Origin of the sequence: Leisingera sp. NJS204, assembly GCF_004123675.1 — a bacterium.
Lineage (GTDB): Bacteria > Pseudomonadota > Alphaproteobacteria > Rhodobacterales > Rhodobacteraceae > Leisingera.
Genome location: NZ_CP035417.1, coordinates 3,082,466 through 3,099,626 on the forward strand (window position 1 = coordinate 3,082,466; position 17,161 = coordinate 3,099,626).

Sequence of the window (17,161 nt, forward strand, 5' to 3'; positions counted from 1 at the left end):
CGCCGCAGGCGGCTTGCCCTTGACGCGCGAAACCAAACACAATCGGAACAGGCCTTGAAGGCAAACCTGCCCTTCAAGGCCTTCTCAGCCAAAACACCAACGGACACGCCAAGCCCCGCCCCCAAGGCCGGCGCGTCACGTCTCAACACTCAGAATAAGAGCGCGCGGAAGCGCTCAATTTGACACCTTAGGCCCCAGCCGCCGCACGCCTCCTAAAAAAATAGTTTTCACCAGCCTCCCCTTCCCCTAGCATGACTGGAACCATCAAATGAGCCGGACAGCCGAGGCAATGCGCAAGAAACACGACAATTCCCTGCTCACCGAAGTGGAGCTGGAATTCATGACCGCCGTCTGGGACATGGGCGGCGGCACCGTGCGCGATATCCTGGCCAAGCTGAACCAGGTACAGGAACGCGCCTATACCTCGGTGGCCACGGTTCTTAAAATCATGGAGCAAAAGGGCTTCCTGACCAGCGAGCGCAAGGACCGCTCTTTGGTTTACCGCCCCGTCGTTCCCAAGGCAGAGTATCAGAAAACATCTCTGAAAAACCTTTCGAGCAAGCTTTTCAACGGCGCGCCCGCCGCCCTGGTGGCGCGGCTGGTCGATGATGAGGATGTGACCGACGAGATGCTCGAGGAGATGCGGGCGCTCTTGGAGGAAAGGCTGGGGGACAATGCCAACTGATGCTCTGCTGAATGCCTATTTTGACCTGAATATCCTGCTGCTGGCAGGGGTTGCGTTGTGGTTCTTAGCCCGCAAGCTGCTGGCGCGCAGCAAACTTGGCCGCGCTTACCGGCCGCAATTGCGGTTGCTGAACGGGATGACGGTGCTGCTGGCGGCGACGCCATTGCTGATCATTGCCTTCACGCATTTCGTCACCCCCCATCCGCCGAATTTCTCCGACATGCTGGTCTCGCAATACTTGCAGGGCAATGTCAGCATGAGCGCAGGCACGTTTGAGACGCTTCTGGGCTTGCGTGAGGATGCCATGCGCGGCCTCACCAGTCTGCAGCCGTTTTGGGCCCAGGCCCTGTCCGCCGCGTTTGCCGCCGGAGCGCTGTTCTGTCTCGCCCATGTGGCTGTTTCCATCTTCCGCCTGCGCCAGAACCTGGGCTGCGCCTTTGTCTGGAAACGGATCGGCCGGGTGCAGCTGATGGTCTCTGACACCGTCCGTGTTGCCTATTCCACCCGCGGGCTGTTTTGCCGCTATGTGGTGCTGCCTTCGGCTCTGCTGAGCGATCCGCGCGATCTGCGCCTGACCGTTGCGCATGAGCTGCAGCACTTCCGCCAGCGGGATATCGAATGTGAATTCCTGCTGGAGATGCTGCGCCCGCTGCTGTTCTGGAATCCGGCGTTTTATCTGTGGCGGCACGAGGTGCGGCTGCTGCGCGAGTTTGCCTGCGATCAGGCGCTGATGGCGCGGCCCCGGTTTGAAGTTCGTGCTTATTGCGAGTGCCTGATCCGCGCCTGCGCCCATGCCGCCCGCGGCCCGGCCTTGTTTACCCGCCGCAGCCCGGCGGTGGCCCTGGTCGACCGCCGCGAAACCCGCCGCGGCGCCTCGCTGCAACGCCGTATCATTGCGGTTACTGCCGCTCAGCCGCAGGGGCAAAACTCGCTGGGCTGGGGCCTGGTGTACCTGACCATGGCCGGGGCGGTGCTGGCCACGGCCATGCTGCTGCAGCGGCCCAGCGACTGGAGCCATGACCGCATCATGCTGTCGACCATCGTCAACCTGGAACGCATGGCCAGCCGTAACACGTCACCTGCACTTGCCGTCAGCGCGCTGAACGGCGGTTTTGCTGTCCCCGCCCAGTAGGCAGCCGGTTTCAGGTACCGGCCGGTACAGTCGCCCAGTTTTTCTGAAATGCACCGCCTGGTCGGCCATTAGTGACCGGCAACGGCTGCTTGGCGCCCCCGTCTCCCGGACAGGGCACGGCAGTTCCCCGCTCTTAGATTTCAAGACGCGAACAGGTATCGCAGCCGGCACAGGCAGATTTCTGCAGGACCGGCTGCGGCGCTTGAGCGGAGAAAGGACCAGGAAGAATCCAGGGCGGCAAAGCGCCTAGGAGACAGGCCGGTTCTGGCAGTCCGGCGCCGGAAATTGCGCCTATGGCTCAAGGGGATAGAACCTGGCTCTGCGGCAGCCTAGCTCTATGCCACGGCACACGGAACACCGTGGCCGCTGGTAACGATCCAAACAAATAAATGGAGTGTCTCACATGAAAAAATTCGCACTGACCGCCGCCGCCTTTGCTGTTCTGACCGCTGCGCCGCTGGCCGCAATGGAATCCATCACCGAGGCCGACGTGGACGGTAACGGCACCTATTCGCTGGAAGAGCTGCAGGTGGCCTTTCCTGATCTGACTGCAGAAACCTTTGCCACCATTGACGCCAATGCCGATGGCGAGGCTGACCTGGCCGAGGTGAAGGCAGCGGCGGATGCCGGCCTGCTGGCAGCGGCCGGCTGAACCCGCGGCAAGGCGGCTCTCCCCCCGAAACCGGGCCGCCTTGCCACATTGTGTCTCCCCCACTGTTAAATGGTGCCACGGCCCCGCGTTGCGGGGCCTTTTTACGTGTGATGATGCTGCTTAGCCTTTGTCTGCCTGTTGCATCAGCCGGGCGATGTGACGGGCGAAGATATATGTGGCGGGCAGGCCCAGAAGCAGACCCCATGCGACCGATTCATAGGGGGTCAGCACCCGCCAACCGATCCAGCTGCCAATCAGCGAGGCAAAGAAGATATTGACCGCGGCAGCCCCCGCCCCGAACGGGTAGAGCGCCGCCAGCAGCCGCCAGGAGGGCTGCGGTGTCATCGCCGGCTCACCAGGTACTGGACAAACCCCAGGCTGATGATCAGCGCGATGGAGCCCACCAGGAACCAGAACTCCGCGGTTTCGGTCTGCGGCTGCGGGATCGGGCGCTCGAATGCGGCGGCAATGGCGCTGGAGGGGGCCAGCAAGGGCAGGCAGAGGGAAAGAGTAGGGGCGAGGATGCGTTTCATCTCAGTGCTCCATGGTCAGGGATTGATAGATTTCCGGCAAGGCGCGCGGCAGCCGGGCCGGGTCGGGCAAGAGAGTAAAGCCGGCACGGCCAAAGATGCGGGCAAACCAGTCCTGCCCGTCGGCGTCGATCACCACGCCATGCACCGACTGGCCCAGGGCGCGGGCCTCGCGCACCGCCATTCGGCTGTCCTCAATGCCGTGCACGCCTTCGTAATGGTCCAGATCATTGGGCTTGCCGTCCGTGATGACCAGCAGCAGGCGGCGCTCGGCGCCTTCTGCTGACAGCTGGGCCGAGGCATGGCGGATCGCGGCGCCAAGCCGGGTGTAGTGGCCGGGTTTGAAGCCGCCGATGCGGGCGGTGACCGCCTCGGACATCCCGTCCTCGAAGCCTTTGGCGCGGGTCAGGAACACCCGGTCGCGGCGCAGGGAGGAAAACCCCCAAATGCCCAGCCGGTCCCCCGCGGTGGCAATGCCGCCTGCCAGCGCCGCAAGCGACTCGCGCGCGGTCTCAATCACCGGGCGGTCGCCGACCGTGGCCTCGGTGGATCGCGAGCAGTCCATCAGCACTGCCACGCTCAGGTCGCGGGCCATCGGGCGGCTGGCTTGCCAGACCCGGTCGCTGCCCTGCTGGCCGCAGGCCAGATCGACATGGGATTTCACCACCGCTTCCAGATCCAGCTCGTCGCCGTCCAGCTGCCGCGGCAGCATCACCCGGCGCGGGTGCAGCGGTGCGAACTGGCGGCGCACCCGGGCAACCAGCCTGGGGTCTGGCAGAAAGCTGTCGGCGGGCTTGCCCTCGGCCTCCAGCACACAGGTGTGATCAGGCATGTGCTTGCCCAGGCGGTGGTTCCATTCGGGATAGGTGAACTGCCCCGCCAGCCGTTCGTGTTCGGCGTCCTGCGGCGACAGGTCCAGCGAGATCCGAAGGCGCGAGGCAGCCCGCTTCATATGCTGCGAGAGGGTGAGATTGTCCTGATCCTCTGCCGCTTTCTGGGCGTTCTCGTTATCGTCGTCATCCACCATCCGGTTGATATTCAGGCTTTCAGCCCAGGACAGGATGGATTCAAACCGGTGGACGATGAAGCTGTCCTTGCGGGTGGTCTGGTCCTGATCCTGCCGCTTGGCCGTTTTGCGGGTGGAGACGGCGAGGCCGGGGGTTTTCATCTCTTCCGCCTCAGGCGCTGCCCCCCTGCCCGCCTGCGGAACTGGCAGGCGCAGCCAGAAAGGCACCGGCTGATAGGTCCGGTAGCCGCGCGGTTCGGTGCAGGTGCAGGGTTCGGCGATCCGGCAGTCGGAACCGATCTGATCCAGCACCATCCGTTCAATCCGCGCCTCGGACCGCGGCAGGCCGCTGCGCTTGCGGGTCTCGGCCATATGGGCGCAGAACGCCCCATAGGCAGACCGCAGCCCCGGACAGGCGGCAAACACCCGATCGGCTGCGCGGGCATTGGCCGCGATCTCCAGCTGGTCGGCCTGATAGCGGTCCTCGTTGCGTTCCGGCAGGTCTATCGTGGCGGCCATCGCCGCCAGCCACAGATAGGCCTTGCGGTTCAGCGCCCTGCTGGGAAAGGCAGCCATTTCCGGCGGCAGGCGCAAGCGCTCGCCGTCGAAGCTGGCCATATGCGCCATCTCCCGCGGAGTGCCGATGCGGCGCAGCCGGTCCGGACGGTGGTCCGACAGCACCGAGGGCGCCGGTTGGATTTCCACGCCCCCGGCCCCGCCCAGCGCCCGGAACAGCGCTGCCAGGCTGGCGCGCATGTCCTCAAACCGGACGGTGTGTTCCGCTTCGTCCCCGGCGGCGCCGATCCGTGTGGCCATGCCATGCCACAGGTTGCCAACCGTTTCTTCGGGTTCCAGAAGGTCGAGAGCGTGGATCATGGCATCACCCGTAGACGCTGGCGGCAAGGTCGCGCAGCGCTTGGCTCACGTCAGCCTCGTCGCTGAGGGGTTCGATGATGGCGGCCTCTACCGCGCGCTCCACGCTCATGCCTTTGGCAATCAGCGTGGCGGCATAGATCAAGAGGCGGGTGGAAACCCCCTCCTCCAGGTCCATGCCCGACAGCTTGCGGATATGGCCCGCCAACCGCACCAGTGCGGCAGAGCGGTCCGCGTCCAGCCCGCTTTCAGACGCGACCACGGCGGTTTCGGCAGTGGCTTCGGGGAAATCAAAGCTGATAGACAGGAACCGCTGCCGGGTCGAAGGTTTCAGCTTTTTCAGGATGTTCTGGTAGCCGGGGTTGTAGCTGGCGACCAGCATAAAGGGTTTGGGGGCTGACAGTTCTTCGCCCGTGCGGTCGATCACCAGGCGGCGGCGGTCGTCGGTCAAAGGGTGCAGCACCACGGCCACGTCTTTGCGCGCCTCAACCACTTCATCCAGGTAGCAGATGCCGCCCTCGCGCACGGCGCGGGTCAACGGCCCGTCGACCCAGACGGTTTCGCCGCCCTTCAGCAGGTAGCGCCCGATCAGGTCAGCGGCGGACAGGTCATCGTGGCAGGCAACGGTGTGCAGCGGCAGGCCCAGACGGGCTGCCATATGTTCCACAAACCGCGTCTTGCCGCAGCCGGTCGGCCCCTTCAGAAGAAGGGGCAGACCGTTGGCTTGGGCCATCTCGAAGACGGTGCATTCATCGCCTGCGGGACGGTAGAAGGGCACGGAAGGCATGTTCATCGCATTCATGGCTTACTCTCCCGGTACGGCCGCGGGGCCGGGTTTGATGACTTCGCGGCGGACCACGACGGTTGCGTAGATGAACAAGAGCGCGCCCAAAACCACCACCACGCCAGAGCCGAGACGCATCAGATAGAACAGTCCCAGCTGGTCCTGCACATCCATGTAGTAGTCGCCGACAATGCGCTGCATGTGGGTCTGGATGGTGCCGGCAAAGGTCAGCACAAAGGTCATAAAGGCCATGCCGCCGGTCATCAGCCAGAAGGACGCCATGTTCAGCACCTGGTTATAGGGATCGCGGTTGCGCAGATGCGGCATCGCATAGGTGAACATCGCCAGGTTCATCGCCACATAGGCGCCGTAGAACGCGAGGTGCCCGTGGGCGGCGGTGATCTGGGTGCCGTGGGTATAGTAGTTCACCCCGTGCAGCGTGTGCAGGAAACCCCAGACGCCGGCGCCAAAGAAAGCCACGGTCGATGCACCCAGCGACCACAGCAGTGCGGCCTTGTTCGGGTGGTTCTTGCGGCCTTTCCAGACCATGACAAAGGCAAAGCTCATCATCGCGAAGAAGGGGATCACCTCAAGAGTTGAGAAGATAGAGCCGACCCACTGCCAGTAACCCGGTGTGCCGATCCAGAGGAAATGGTGGCCAGTGCCCAGGATGCCGGAGAACAGCGCCAGGGCAACGATGACATAGAGCCATTTTTCCACCACTTCGCGGTCCACACCGGTGAGTTTCAGCATCAGGTAACCAAGGATTGCGGCCATCACCAGTTCCCAGGTGGCTTCCACCCAGAGGTGCACAACAAACCACCAGTACATTTTATCAAGGCTGAGGTTGTCCGGGTTGATGAAGGCAAAGACCCACAGCAAGGACAGCAGCCACAGGCCCATCAGCAGGATGTTGGTGATCGCGGTTTTGCGGCCCGCCAGCACGGTCAGCGAGATGTTCACGAGGAATATCACCGCCGCGACAAGAATGCCGAACTTGACCCACAGGGGCTGTTCCAGGAACTCCCGCCCGCCGTGGATGCCCACGAGGTAAGAGCCGACCGCGCCCAGAGTGCCGACGACAAGAATGGCCAGCTGGATATAGGCGAGTTTCACCGAGAAAATCTCGCGTTCGGACTCCTCGGGGATCAGGTAATAGGCGGCGCCGAAGAAGCCCAGCAGCAGCCAGACAATCAGCGCGTTGGTATGCAGCATGCGCACGATGTTGAAGGGCAGCAGCTCGCTCAGCGTGTTGGGCCAGACATAGATCCAGCCCGCCAAAAGCCCGCCAAGGACCTGGATTGCAAACAGGCCCATTGCCACCATGAAATAGGCATAGGCCACCTTTTGTGATTGATACTTCATTGTTTTTCTCCCTCAGCCCGCGTCATTCGGAGGCCAGTTCTGGGTATCGGTCTGATCCGCCCAGCGCAGGAATTCAGAAAGGCCGCGCATTTCTTCCTCGGTGATCTCGAAATGCGGCATCTGGCGGCGGCCCTCGACACCGGACGGCTGGGCTTCCATCCAGCCGTTCAGCATTTCATAGGCGTCCTCGGGTTCGTCCAGCACGCCCCAGCGGGTCATTACGTTGCCGACTTCAGGGGCGAAATAAGCGCCCTCGCCATGCAGGGTGTGACAGTTGATGCAGGAGTGACGCTCCCACACATGTTTTCCCAGCCGCACCGCGTCGGTCAGTTCCATGCCAGCAGTGGAGGTCTTGACGATGTAGCGGTGGCTGTGCGCGGTCATGGCCACGAACACGACAACGAAGAACAAGGAGCCCCCGTAGAACACGTTCCTGGCCCGCGACTTGGTAAGTATCTCTGACATATCGCGGTCCTGAGTACAGTTGCGGATAGGGTCTGCCTAAACCCGCGCACCGCCGCGTATGTTGTTAAAGCGCAAAGACCGGACCCATTGCTGCACGCAAGATGCAAGAAAAGGAGGACACGCCATGCGACGCCCCGATTTCGACAACCCGGATTTGCCCCTGGCAGACCTGTTTCACCACTGGCCCGCCTGCGCGGCCGAGTTCATGCGCCGCCAGATGATCTGCCCCGGCTGCCCGATCGCCCCCTTTCACACGCTGATCGATGCCTGCGGCGAATACGGGCTGGAGGAGATGGATTTCCGGGAGCAGTTGCGGGGAATGATAGGAGCCAAGTAAAACTATTTGCAAGATATCGCTGCAGCTCTCTTGCAATCATGGATCGCATACCCCATCTCGGTCCAGCAAAGCTTCTTCTTAGACCTTCTGTTTCCTAACGGCCCCAGTTGTTCCTATGTCGACACTGGGCCGGGCTATCGCGTGTTGCGGATAGCATTTATCAAGGAGACGACACGATGGCCAATGGCACCGTGAAATGGTTCAACTCGCAAAAAGGTTTTGGTTTCATCGCGCCCGAGCAGGGATCGCGGGACATCTTTGTCCACATTTCCGCTTTGGAACGCGCTGGCATCCAGCAGCTTGACGATGGCCAAGCCGTGACTTTCGACATCGAAAGCGGCCGCGACGGACGTGAGTCCGCCAGCAATCTTGCACTTGCGTAAGCCATTGCAGGCATGAAACTATTGACGGGAGCATTCTTGCGATGCCCCCGTTTCCTGCATCTGCCCTGTTTAAACTGCAGATGCGGTTCTCTTCCAAAAATTACCGAAAGAACAATCTTGATAGAAATCTCTTGGGGTTCTCCCATGACCATTTTCCTGCCCTCGGAAGGCCGGACACAAAAAATCTCGACGATTGAACAAGCCCACTTCTGGCTGCAGAAAGCCTGGCCGGTTTCCGATCGCAACAGAAACATTGCGCTTGAGAAAATTGATGCCGTCATGGACTGTCTCGCCCCCGTCGGCGCCGCACGCGCAGCTTTCCTCTCTGCTGTTGACACTGCTGGGTTTCAAACGGACTCCCGCACCGCCGCTTAGACCGCCGCGCCTTACTCATCCGGTCCCTGCCGCACTTGAGAGACAAAATATACTGAACGTTCGTCCGCTAAAATAAATCCTGCCCCGGAATCAATCCAGTTAGAGTGACCAGATGACCAAGCTAAACATCGAAGAATTGGGCCTGGCCGGTCTGTCCCGCAAGGAAACAGCGATCGAAAAGACCTCACGTGCAGCGCGTGAAATCCTCGACGACGAAAACGAGCTTCGGCGCAGAAAAATTGAGCGTCTTAAACGGACCCGGCTTCAATATGAGCACGGTAGTCAGCAGCCCGAAGACACTCAGCAATAATAACACCGGCCAAGAAGTATCGTGCCTGCTGAACACCGGGCATAGCCTGCCCGCAGGCCGGCCAGGCGGCAATCGCAGCGAATGGCTTGTGCAGTTTCTGTGTGCAACGTGTGCCTGCGCATCAAGGAAACCTGCCCCGCTTGGCGTTCCGGCCTCTTGCCCTAATAGTTACCTGCTGCCAGCGGGACACCTCCCGGTCTTTCAGCCGCCCCTACCCCTGTGCGCCGCTCAGGACCACCAGCCGGTGCGGGTCGGTGACAACAATATGCTTGCGGGTGGAGTGAACGATGCCGTCCTTTTCCCAGGCCGACAGCAGGCGGCTGACGGTGTGCAGCGTGGTGCCGGTCATCTCCGAGATATTGCGGCGGGTCACTGGAAAAGCGATCTCGATCCCTTCCTCCACCTTGCGGCCCGACTGGGTCACCATCCGCAAAAGCGCTGCCGCCACCCGTTGCTCCACTGCTTGCGTCGCCAGTTCGGTGATCCTTGTCTGCATCTCCCCCAGGCGCTGGCCCAGGGTGCTGTAGCTTTCGGTGGCAAAGCCCTGGTACTTGGCGGTGAACTCAGCCCACAGCCGCACCGGCCAGGACAGCGCCAGCGATTCCGAAGCCGCCACAGCCGTCGCCGGATAGGTGTCGCGGTTCAGCGCGGGCGCTATGCCGAACAACTGGCCCGGCGAGATATGCAGCGCGATGATCTGCTCGCCGCCTTCGGTGGTTTTCACAACACGGATGTAGCCGTCCAGCAGCAGGTGGAAGCGGTCGGCGTCATGGCCTTCGTGAAAAACCTCATTGCCCTCGTCATAGCGCCTGGGCAGGGCTTGATCGAGGATCTCGCGGATCTGGCCGCGCTCCAGGAGGTTGAAGGGCGGCAGCCCGGTCAGGAGGCTTTCGTCGAGCTTGGACAAGAATGCACCGCAAGTTTGCTGAAGGACAAAGAGATGACCCCGCCGTTATCGCATAGTGACGCCAGAGGAAACAACCGTGCGGGAAAAACGGGAACCCGGATCCGGGGGAGCCTCCCTCCCCCCTGCCTGCCGGTGCTGATCCACGGGGTTCGGCGAAAGATTGCGTCCCTTGCGCCGAACCGGCGGGCGGCACCTGACCAGTGCCGCCCGTCTTTCTTTGATTGGACACTTGGAGGCCGAAATGGCTGCGCGAACCGACTATTCTGGACCCGTCCTTTTTTCCTTTGGCTTCAGGCCGTTCTTTCTTGGGGCCTGCCTGTTTGCCCTGCTGGCGATCCCCGCCTGGCTGCTGATCTGGCAGGGCACGCTGGAGTACAGCGGGCCGTTTCTGCCAACCGACTGGCACATTCATGAGATGATCTTTGGCTACGGCGCGGCGGTCGTGGCGGGTTTCCTGTTCACCGCAGTGCCCAACTGGACCGGGCGGATGCCTGCGCGCGGCTGGCCGCTGGCGCTGCTTTCAGGCCTTTGGCTGCTGGGCCGGATCGCCGCTGCCGGCTGGCTGGGGCTGTCGGCGCTTGGGGTGATGGTTGCGGACTGCGCCTTTCTGGCCGCTGTGGTTGTGATGATCGCGCGCGAAATCATCGCGGGTGAAAACTGGCGCAACCTCAAGGTTCTGGTGCCGATCACCCTGCTGGGCCTGGCCAATGCCTGCTTCCATATTGAGGCGATGACCGAGGGGGCGGCTGATATCTCGCGCCGTTTGGGAATTGCCGTGCTGATCTTTCTGATCATGCTGATCGGCGGGCGGATCATCCCCAGTTTCACCCGCAATTGGCTGGCCAAGAACGGCGCAGAGAAGATGCCGGTGCCATTCGGCAAATTCGATGCCGTGACCCTCGCGTCGGGTGCTGCCGCTTTGCTCGCCTGGACCGCAGCGCCCTGGGCTGCCGTCAGCGGTGTGCTGCTATTGGCAGCCGGGCTGCTGCACGTCCTGCGATTGGCACGCTGGTGCGGGCTGGCCAGCCTGGGTGAGCCGCTGCTGTTCATGCTGCATGCGGCCTATGCGCTGGTGCCTGCAGGGCTGATCGCCGCCGCGGCAGTGCCATTTGGCTTGCTCGAACCCGCCGCAGCCGCGCATATTCTGGGTATCGGTGCTGTTGGCGGCATGACATTGGCCGTCATGATGCGCGCCACCATGGGTCACAGCGGCCGGCCGCTGGTTGCAGGCCCGGCTTTGACCGCTGCCTTTGCGCTGGTCATTGCGTCTGCCTCCTTGCGGGTTGCAGGCAGCACTGAACTGGCCGCGGGCTGGACCGGCATCACCGTTTCCGGAGGTTTATGGACCGCAGGGTTTGCGTTGATGGTGCTGAAAACCGGGCCTTGGCTGGCAACCCGGAGTGCGGGATCCAAGAAAGTGTCAGGACCGCAGGCCCACAACCGGACCTAGAGCACATGTAAGGCCTTAAAGACGGCAAAGCTTACGCAAATTTAACAGCCTTCTCAGAGAGTGTTATTCCGGGTAACTAGGCTTTGGATAGTGTGGGGAGGTCCTAAATGCAGTGGAAAGCTGCTGCCGCTGCTGTAGTGCCGCTGCTGCTATGGGCCGTCCAAAGCCTGGCGCAACCCGCCGGGCTTGACGCATTCAAGCGGCCCGCTGCCGTGCCATTCCCGGAGGCTGCGCCCTACAGCCGTGAAATTGCCACCTTAGGCAAAATGCTGTTCTTTGATCCGCGCCTGTCCGGCGGCCAGAACATCAGTTGCTCAAGCTGCCACAACCCTTCTTTCGGCTGGGAAACCCCGGTACCCAAGGCCATCGGCGCTGCAAACAAACCCGTGCGCCGCCATGCGCCGACACTCCTGAACGCGGCCTGGATCACCCCGCTGTTCTGGGACGGGCGCGCGGACAGCCTGGAAACGCAGGCCATTGGGCCGATCACCGCTCCGGATGAGATGAACGCAACCTTTGACGGCATCACCGCCCGCCTGACTGCGGTGCATGAATACAAAACCTGGTTCGATCGCCTGTTCCCTGGGCGGGGGATCCGCAAGGAGACCGTCCTGACCGCACTCGCCACCTACCAGCGCACGATTGTCAGCGGCGTGGCCAGTTTCGACCGCTGGGTAAGCGGGGATGCAACTGCAGTGCCGGAGGCCGCCAAACGCGGCTTTGCGCTGTTTAACGGGCGGGCGAATTGCGTGTCCTGTCATTCCGGCTGGATGTTCACGGACAACCAGCTGCATGACATCGGAATTCAAACAACCGACCTTGGCGGCGGCGGCCTGACACCGCCGGACCCGGAGATGAACTACCGCTTCAAGACCCCCGGACTGCGCAACATCGCTCTGCGGGCGCCGTATATGCACGACGGTTCGCTCACCTCGTTGCGGGAGGTGGTCCGCCATTATGCCGACGGCGGCAGCGCCAAGGCATCCCGAATGCCGGATATCGAAGGTTTTGCCGCCACCGAAGCGGACATCACCGACCTGATTGCCTTTCTGCAGACGCTGACGGATACCGGAACCAATGTGCCAACCCCTATTCTGCCGGCAAACTGATGCGCATGGCTGAGGGTCCCCGCTTATGAATATCAAACGGTCCACCGTGCTGCCGGTTCTGGTGATTGCGGTTGCGGCACTGCTTGCGGCACTGCTGATCGGCAGCATGGCGATGTATGCCTCCAGCCGGAAAGACGCGGTGCTGGAAGCCTCGCTTGAGGTGACCCGGCGCGCCAGCGGCGTCAGCACCGGCATCACGGCCGCCGAAGTTTATGCCCAAGACGTTCTGGCGATGACGCGGCTGATCCCGCAGGAAGACGTGGCCAGCCAGTTTCAATCTTACCTCAAGGAAATCAACAGCGATCTCAGCGCCTTGCTGAAGCAACCGCTGCCTGGGCCGCTGCGGGCTGAGGCTGAAGCCCTGAATCAGACGCTGACGGAGTGGTGCGAATTGGCGGTTGTGCTTTTGGGCATCAAACCTGCAAAGGACATTCCCACTCTCAGCACATTGATGATGAGCAGCGAGGCGGTTACCCGGCAAGCTGCCACTGTGACCGGTCTGGCGGCTGTGCATGCGGAACAGGCCATCGCGGCGGCGAACCGGGCGTTGTCCCGTATTTTTGTTCTGGGGCTGACCGGCACCGCGCTGCTTATGCTTGCAGCACTGATTTTTGCCTTTCGCAAGGCGCACGCCGTCTCCGGCGCGATGCAATTGGCGGCTTCCAAGCTGCGGCGGCTGGCAAGCCGCGAGCAATTTGCGCCCTCACAGGAAGCAAGTGAGATTTCTGCCGTATTTGCGGCGCTGGACACATTGGAAACCAGTCTGGAGGAAAAGAAGCGGATCGCCGAGCGGCTGCAGCAGGAAAAAGCCCGGGCGGAAGCTGCCACCGAGACCAAATCCCGCTTCCTGGCAACCATGAGCCACGAGATCCGCACGCCGATCAACGGGGTCCTGGGGATGGCGGAAGTGCTGAATGAAACCAGCCTCACATCTGAACAGCAATCCTGCACCGGAACCATTCTGGCATCGTCCGAGGCGCTGCTGCGCATCGTCAACGACATTCTCGATTTCTCCAAGCTGGAGGCCGGAAAAGAGCAGATGCTGGAGCAGCCCTTTAACCTGCGCGACGTGATTTATGACGTCGCCACGCTGATGTCGCCCAGCGCATCCGCCAAGGGGCTGGAAATCTGTATCGACATCCCGGAAAACACGCCTGCCGTCTTTACCGGCGACAGCGGCCGGGTGCGGCAGATTCTGATGAACCTGGTGGGCAACGCGGTAAAGTTCACTCTGGAAGGTTTTATCAGTATCACACTCAACTACGACGCCGGCCATGCTATTCCACTGTGCATTGATGTGCGCGACACCGGGGTCGGCATCCCCAATGACTGTATCGGCCAGATCTTTCATGCCTTCGAGCAAGTAGAAAGCACCACCGCCCGGCGATTTGAGGGCACCGGTCTGGGCCTGGCCATCTCGTCCCGTTTGGCGCAGGCCATGGGCGGGCGGATCGATGTGGACTCGGAGAGCGGCACAGGGTCCTGTTTCACTGTCTGCCTGACGCTGCCTGTTGCCGCTCCTGCGCCGGTCCTTTCCCGGCCGCTTGCGGGCAAACTGGTGGCTGTGGCCGCGGATCTGGCCTTTGCCCGCGACGTGCGGCAGCGCCAGCTGGCTCTTTGGGGGGCAGACACAATCGCGCTTCACGGCATGGACGGGCTGCTGGAAAAAGTGGCGGCAATGGCTGCGGAACAGCGGCAGCCGGATCTGGTGCTGGTTGAAACCAGCCTGCCGCTGGAGCAAGCCAGAAACCTTTGCCGGAGCCTGCACAGCTTGCCCGGGTGCCGGGAGATGCCGATCGTTTTCTGCACCGGCGGTCAGATGCTGGCCGAATACGAAGTGTTGAAGGAGTGCAAGACGTTGCGTGTGCTGATGAAACCGGCGCGCAACAAACTGCTTTTGCAGACCCTGCAGGAGGTCTTGAACTCCGGTGCGCCGCAGGCTGCCGCCGCGGTGCCGCCCAGCGCCGGGCAAACAGCCGGGCAATTCAGCCACTTGCGCCTTCTGGCGGCTGAGGACAACCGTACCAACCAACTGGTTTTGCAGAAAATGCTGGCCCCTTCCGGCATTCAGCTGACCATTTGCAGCAATGGGCAGGAGGCGGTGGACACCTTCGCCGCACATCATTTCGATCTGGTGCTGATGGACATGTCGATGCCGGTGATGGATGGCATTGAAGCCACCCGCCGCCTGCGGGCCTGGGAACAGGAAAACGGCCGGGCGCCCTGCCCTGTCCTTGCGCTGACCGCCAATGTGCTGAGCACCGACGAAGCGGCCTGCCGCGCTGCAGGCATGGTTGAATTTCTTTCCAAGCCGATGCGCAAGCAGCTGCTGCTGGAACAAATTGCCAAGTGGACTGATACGCCGTCTGCCACTGATGCAACGCTGCAGGCCCGGCAAGCCTGACACGCAGGGTCCCGGCCTATTGCTTTACCTGTGACGCGATGGCGCTGATCCGCCATGAAAATCACGACAATACACAAAATCACACTAAATCGTGATATAATGGGCGCCTGCCTGTGTCCCGGTTTGAGTGCATTTCCGGAACCTGGGAAGGCGTTTACCGGCACCGCTCGCACAGGGATGGCGCGCCGCACACAATGGCAGTTTTGGTGAAAGTTAATGAGTGATTGGGGGATCACATGTCCAGTTTACAGATCGGGGCCGCACGCCCCGCCGATGGCTATGCCGCACATTCCGAAAATCCAGACTGGGGGGCAACCGGCACCGGCCTGCTGCATTTAGCGCCCAGCGGCCTGACTTCTGACGGCGGCATGGCCGGGGCGGACCGGCCCAACCCGCGTGAGATTTCCAATATCCTGTCTGCGCAAGACGGCAGCACTGTGAATGCTGCAGGCGCGTCGGACTTCCTGTGGATCTGGGGGCAGTTTCTGGATCATGATCTGTCGCTGACCGGGACCGAAAGCGAGACCGGGGCAGATATCGAAGTCCCGGCGGGAGATCCGTTTTTTGATCCTTTCGGCACCGGTGAGGCGGTCATTCCCTTTACCCGGATAGCGCAGCAGGACGGTGAGTATCTCAATGAGATCACAGCATTTATTGATGCCTCCATGATCTATGGCTCGACGGTGGAAACTGTCGCAGCAATGCGGGACGAAGGCGGCAGGCTGCGGATGACCAAGGACGGGTATCTGGGCCGGGATGGCGACGGCTTCCTGACCGGAGACGTCCGCGCCGCGGAAAATGTGGCCCTGTCCTCGATGCACACGATTTTCACCCGCGAGCACAACCGGCTGGTTGAGGAACTGGCCGCAAGGGATCCAGGCCTGACAGACGACCAGCTGTTTGAGGCGGCCCGCGCCCGGGTCGAAGCGCTGGTGCAAAGTGTCACCTTCAAGGAGTTTCTCCCCCTTTTGATCGGCCAAGACGCGCTTGGGGCCTATCAGGGCTATGACCCGGACGTGAACCCCGGCATTGCTATCGAGTTTTCTACTGCCGTGTTCCGGCTGGGGCATACGCTTTTGCCGGCCAATCTGCAGCTGGTGGCAGCTGACGGAACCGCCGGTCTGCTGGCGTTGCGGGACGCGTTCTTTCAGCCGCATCTGCTGAAGGAACCGGACATGATCGAAAACGTCATGCGCGGTGCTGCAACCCAAGCAGCCGAAGCTGTAGACACTATGGTGGTCGAGGATGTGCGCTCATTCCTGTTCGGGCCGCCTGGCGCAGGCGGGCTGGACCTGGCAGCGCTGAACATTCAACGCGGGCGCGATCTGGGTGTCGCCAGCTATAATGACCTGCGCGAAGCGCTTGGCCTTGCCCGGGCAGAAAGCTTTACCGATATCACGAAGGATGCCGGTCTGGCGGCCAGACTGGAAGATGCCTATGGCGACACCGATCTGGTCGATGCCTGGATTGGCGGGCTGGCCGAAGACCCGTCCGGCGACCGGCTGCTTGGGGAAACCTTTACCACGGTCATGGTGGACCAGTTCACCCGCCTGCGCGACGGCGATCCATTCTGGAGTGAAGGACGCGAGGGTATTCCCGCCAGCGAGATGAAGGCGCTATGGGAGACAAGCCTGTCCGATATCATTGTGCGTAACACCGATATCAGCGCCATTCAAAAAGACATCTTCATGGCGATGGACAGGGCTGCCGGCACAATGGGCGATGACACCCTTGAAGGCGGTGCCGGACGCGATTTCATGTTCGGCAATGATGGCGCAGACAGCCTGGCTGGCCAGGCCGGCGGCGATGACCTTCAGGGAGGCCGCGGCAAGGACACCCTTGCTGGCAACCAGGGGAACGACTGCCTGGACGGCGGCGCTGGCCGGGACCGCTTGAATGGCGGATCCGGGGAAGACTTCATCTTTGGCGGCACTGGAAAAGATCAACTCACAGGGGGGCAGGACAACGACGAGCTGTCAGGCGGGCGCGGCATGGACAGGCTGTCCGGGAACAAGGGCAACGACACGCTTGACGGCGGCCTGCATGCCGACACTCTGAGCGGCGGCGCCGGGAATGACCTGCTGACCGGCGGCGCCGGCGGCGACTGTTTTCTGTTCCGGACCCGGCACCATGGGGATGACACCATTACGGATTTCGAACTGGGCCTTGATGAAATCAAAGTGACAGGCCCAATGCGCCGCACATTGTCTATTGAGGACACAGAAGGCGGCCTGAAATTCTCGGATGGTGAAAACTGGTCCGTGTTGCTGGAGGACATCAGCATGGGCGACTGGTTTCAATCCGGCGACAGCCTGTTCTGACCGCAACCGGGCTGATGCACGGCCATCTGGATGAGACCCGCCGCCCGCCGCATCGGCAACAGCCGGCCGCCGA

18 protein-coding genes are annotated in these 17,161 nt (G+C 61.9%); 11 read left to right on the forward strand and 7 right to left on the reverse strand.

Features of this window, described 5'->3' with window-relative positions; translation table 11 throughout:
- Positions 1-268 precede the first annotated feature (268 nt).
- The 3 genes from ETW24_RS15095 to ETW24_RS15105 all read left to right on the forward strand — a co-directional run bounded on the left by ETW24_RS15095 (position 269) and on the right by ETW24_RS15105 (position 2,469).
- Positions 269-685: a BlaI/MecI/CopY family transcriptional regulator gene (locus ETW24_RS15095; RefSeq protein ID WP_237456562.1), complete on the forward strand. Its 417-nt coding sequence runs from the start codon at positions 269-271 to the stop codon at positions 683-685.
- Entirely contained in the window at positions 675-1,817 is a 1,143-nt protein-coding gene (locus ETW24_RS15100; protein ID WP_129371821.1) for a M56 family metallopeptidase, read from the forward strand. Before ETW24_RS15095 ends, ETW24_RS15100 begins: the two co-directional genes overlap by 11 nt.
- Positions 1,818-2,220: 403 nt before the next feature.
- Positions 2,221-2,469, forward strand: a complete 249-nt coding sequence (locus ETW24_RS15105) for an EF-hand domain-containing protein (protein ID WP_129371822.1) — start codon at positions 2,221-2,223, stop codon at positions 2,467-2,469.
- A gap of 120 nt (positions 2,470-2,589) precedes the next feature.
- Here ETW24_RS15105 and ETW24_RS15110 read toward each other — a convergent pair whose 3' ends face one another.
- Genes ETW24_RS15110 through ETW24_RS15135 form a run of 6 tightly spaced genes read right to left on the reverse strand, consistent with a single transcriptional unit; the run spans position 2,590 to position 7,492 of the window.
- Complete coding sequence (locus ETW24_RS15110; RefSeq protein WP_129371823.1) at positions 2,590-2,814, reverse strand: NnrT protein; 225 nt, start codon at positions 2,812-2,814, stop codon at positions 2,590-2,592.
- Complete coding sequence (locus ETW24_RS15115) at positions 2,811-3,002, reverse strand: hypothetical protein (protein WP_129371824.1); 192 nt, start codon at positions 3,000-3,002, stop codon at positions 2,811-2,813. Before ETW24_RS15115 ends, ETW24_RS15110 begins: the two co-directional genes overlap by 4 nt.
- A gap of 1 nt (position 3,003) precedes the next feature.
- Complete coding sequence (locus ETW24_RS15120) at positions 3,004-4,881, reverse strand: nitric oxide reductase activation protein NorD (protein ID WP_129371825.1); 1,878 nt, start codon at positions 4,879-4,881, stop codon at positions 3,004-3,006.
- Positions 4,882-4,885: 4 nt separating this feature from the next.
- Positions 4,886-5,680 (reverse strand): CbbQ/NirQ/NorQ/GpvN family protein, encoded by a 795-nt coding sequence (locus ETW24_RS15125; RefSeq protein ID WP_129371826.1) that lies wholly within the window; start codon positions 5,678-5,680, stop codon positions 4,886-4,888.
- Positions 5,681-5,683: 3 nt separating this feature from the next.
- Complete coding sequence (locus tag ETW24_RS15130; protein ID WP_129371827.1) at positions 5,684-7,027, reverse strand: cbb3-type cytochrome c oxidase subunit I; 1,344 nt, start codon at positions 7,025-7,027, stop codon at positions 5,684-5,686.
- A 12-nt stretch (positions 7,028-7,039) separates the two neighbouring features.
- Positions 7,040-7,492, reverse strand: a complete 453-nt coding sequence (locus tag ETW24_RS15135) for a c-type cytochrome (protein ID WP_129371828.1) — start codon at positions 7,490-7,492, stop codon at positions 7,040-7,042.
- Positions 7,493-7,616: 124 nt separating this feature from the next.
- Here ETW24_RS15135 and ETW24_RS15140 point away from each other — a divergent pair, with 124 nt between their 5' ends.
- The 4 genes from ETW24_RS15140 (at position 7,617) to ETW24_RS15155 (ending at position 8,897) form a co-directional block, all read left to right on the forward strand.
- Positions 7,617-7,829 (forward strand): hypothetical protein, encoded by a 213-nt coding sequence (locus ETW24_RS15140; RefSeq protein WP_129371829.1) that lies wholly within the window; start codon positions 7,617-7,619, stop codon positions 7,827-7,829.
- A gap of 176 nt (positions 7,830-8,005) precedes the next feature.
- On the forward strand, positions 8,006-8,212 hold the full coding sequence (locus ETW24_RS15145; protein ID WP_129371830.1) for a cold-shock protein: 207 nt from the start codon (positions 8,006-8,008) through the stop codon (positions 8,210-8,212).
- A gap of 144 nt (positions 8,213-8,356) precedes the next feature.
- Complete coding sequence (locus tag ETW24_RS15150) at positions 8,357-8,587, forward strand: DUF982 domain-containing protein (RefSeq protein WP_129371831.1); 231 nt, start codon at positions 8,357-8,359, stop codon at positions 8,585-8,587.
- Positions 8,588-8,699: 112 nt separating this feature from the next.
- The gene (locus tag ETW24_RS15155; RefSeq protein ID WP_129371832.1) at positions 8,700-8,897 is read left to right on the forward strand and encodes a hypothetical protein; all 198 of its coding nucleotides are present in this window, start codon (positions 8,700-8,702) and stop codon (positions 8,895-8,897) included.
- Positions 8,898-9,108: 211 nt separating this feature from the next.
- Here ETW24_RS15155 and ETW24_RS15160 read toward each other — a convergent pair whose 3' ends face one another.
- On the reverse strand, positions 9,109-9,804 hold the full coding sequence (locus ETW24_RS15160) for a Crp/Fnr family transcriptional regulator (protein ID WP_129371833.1): 696 nt from the start codon (positions 9,802-9,804) through the stop codon (positions 9,109-9,111).
- 241 nt (positions 9,805-10,045) lie between these two features.
- On the opposite strand from ETW24_RS15160, the gene ETW24_RS15165 reads away from it, so the two are divergent.
- The 4 genes from ETW24_RS15165 (at position 10,046) to ETW24_RS15180 (ending at position 17,088) form a co-directional block, all read left to right on the forward strand.
- Positions 10,046-11,254 (forward strand): NnrS family protein, encoded by a 1,209-nt coding sequence (locus tag ETW24_RS15165; RefSeq protein WP_129371834.1) that lies wholly within the window; start codon positions 10,046-10,048, stop codon positions 11,252-11,254.
- 107 nt (positions 11,255-11,361) lie between these two features.
- Entirely contained in the window at positions 11,362-12,363 is a 1,002-nt protein-coding gene (locus tag ETW24_RS15170) for a cytochrome-c peroxidase (protein ID WP_129371835.1), read from the forward strand.
- A 25-nt stretch (positions 12,364-12,388) separates the two neighbouring features.
- Positions 12,389-14,767, forward strand: a complete 2,379-nt coding sequence (locus tag ETW24_RS15175; RefSeq protein WP_129371836.1) for a response regulator — start codon at positions 12,389-12,391, stop codon at positions 14,765-14,767.
- Between the two features lie 236 nt (positions 14,768-15,003).
- The gene (locus ETW24_RS15180; RefSeq protein WP_129371837.1) at positions 15,004-17,088 is read left to right on the forward strand and encodes a peroxidase family protein; all 2,085 of its coding nucleotides are present in this window, start codon (positions 15,004-15,006) and stop codon (positions 17,086-17,088) included.
- Positions 17,089-17,161: the final 73 nt, after the last annotated feature.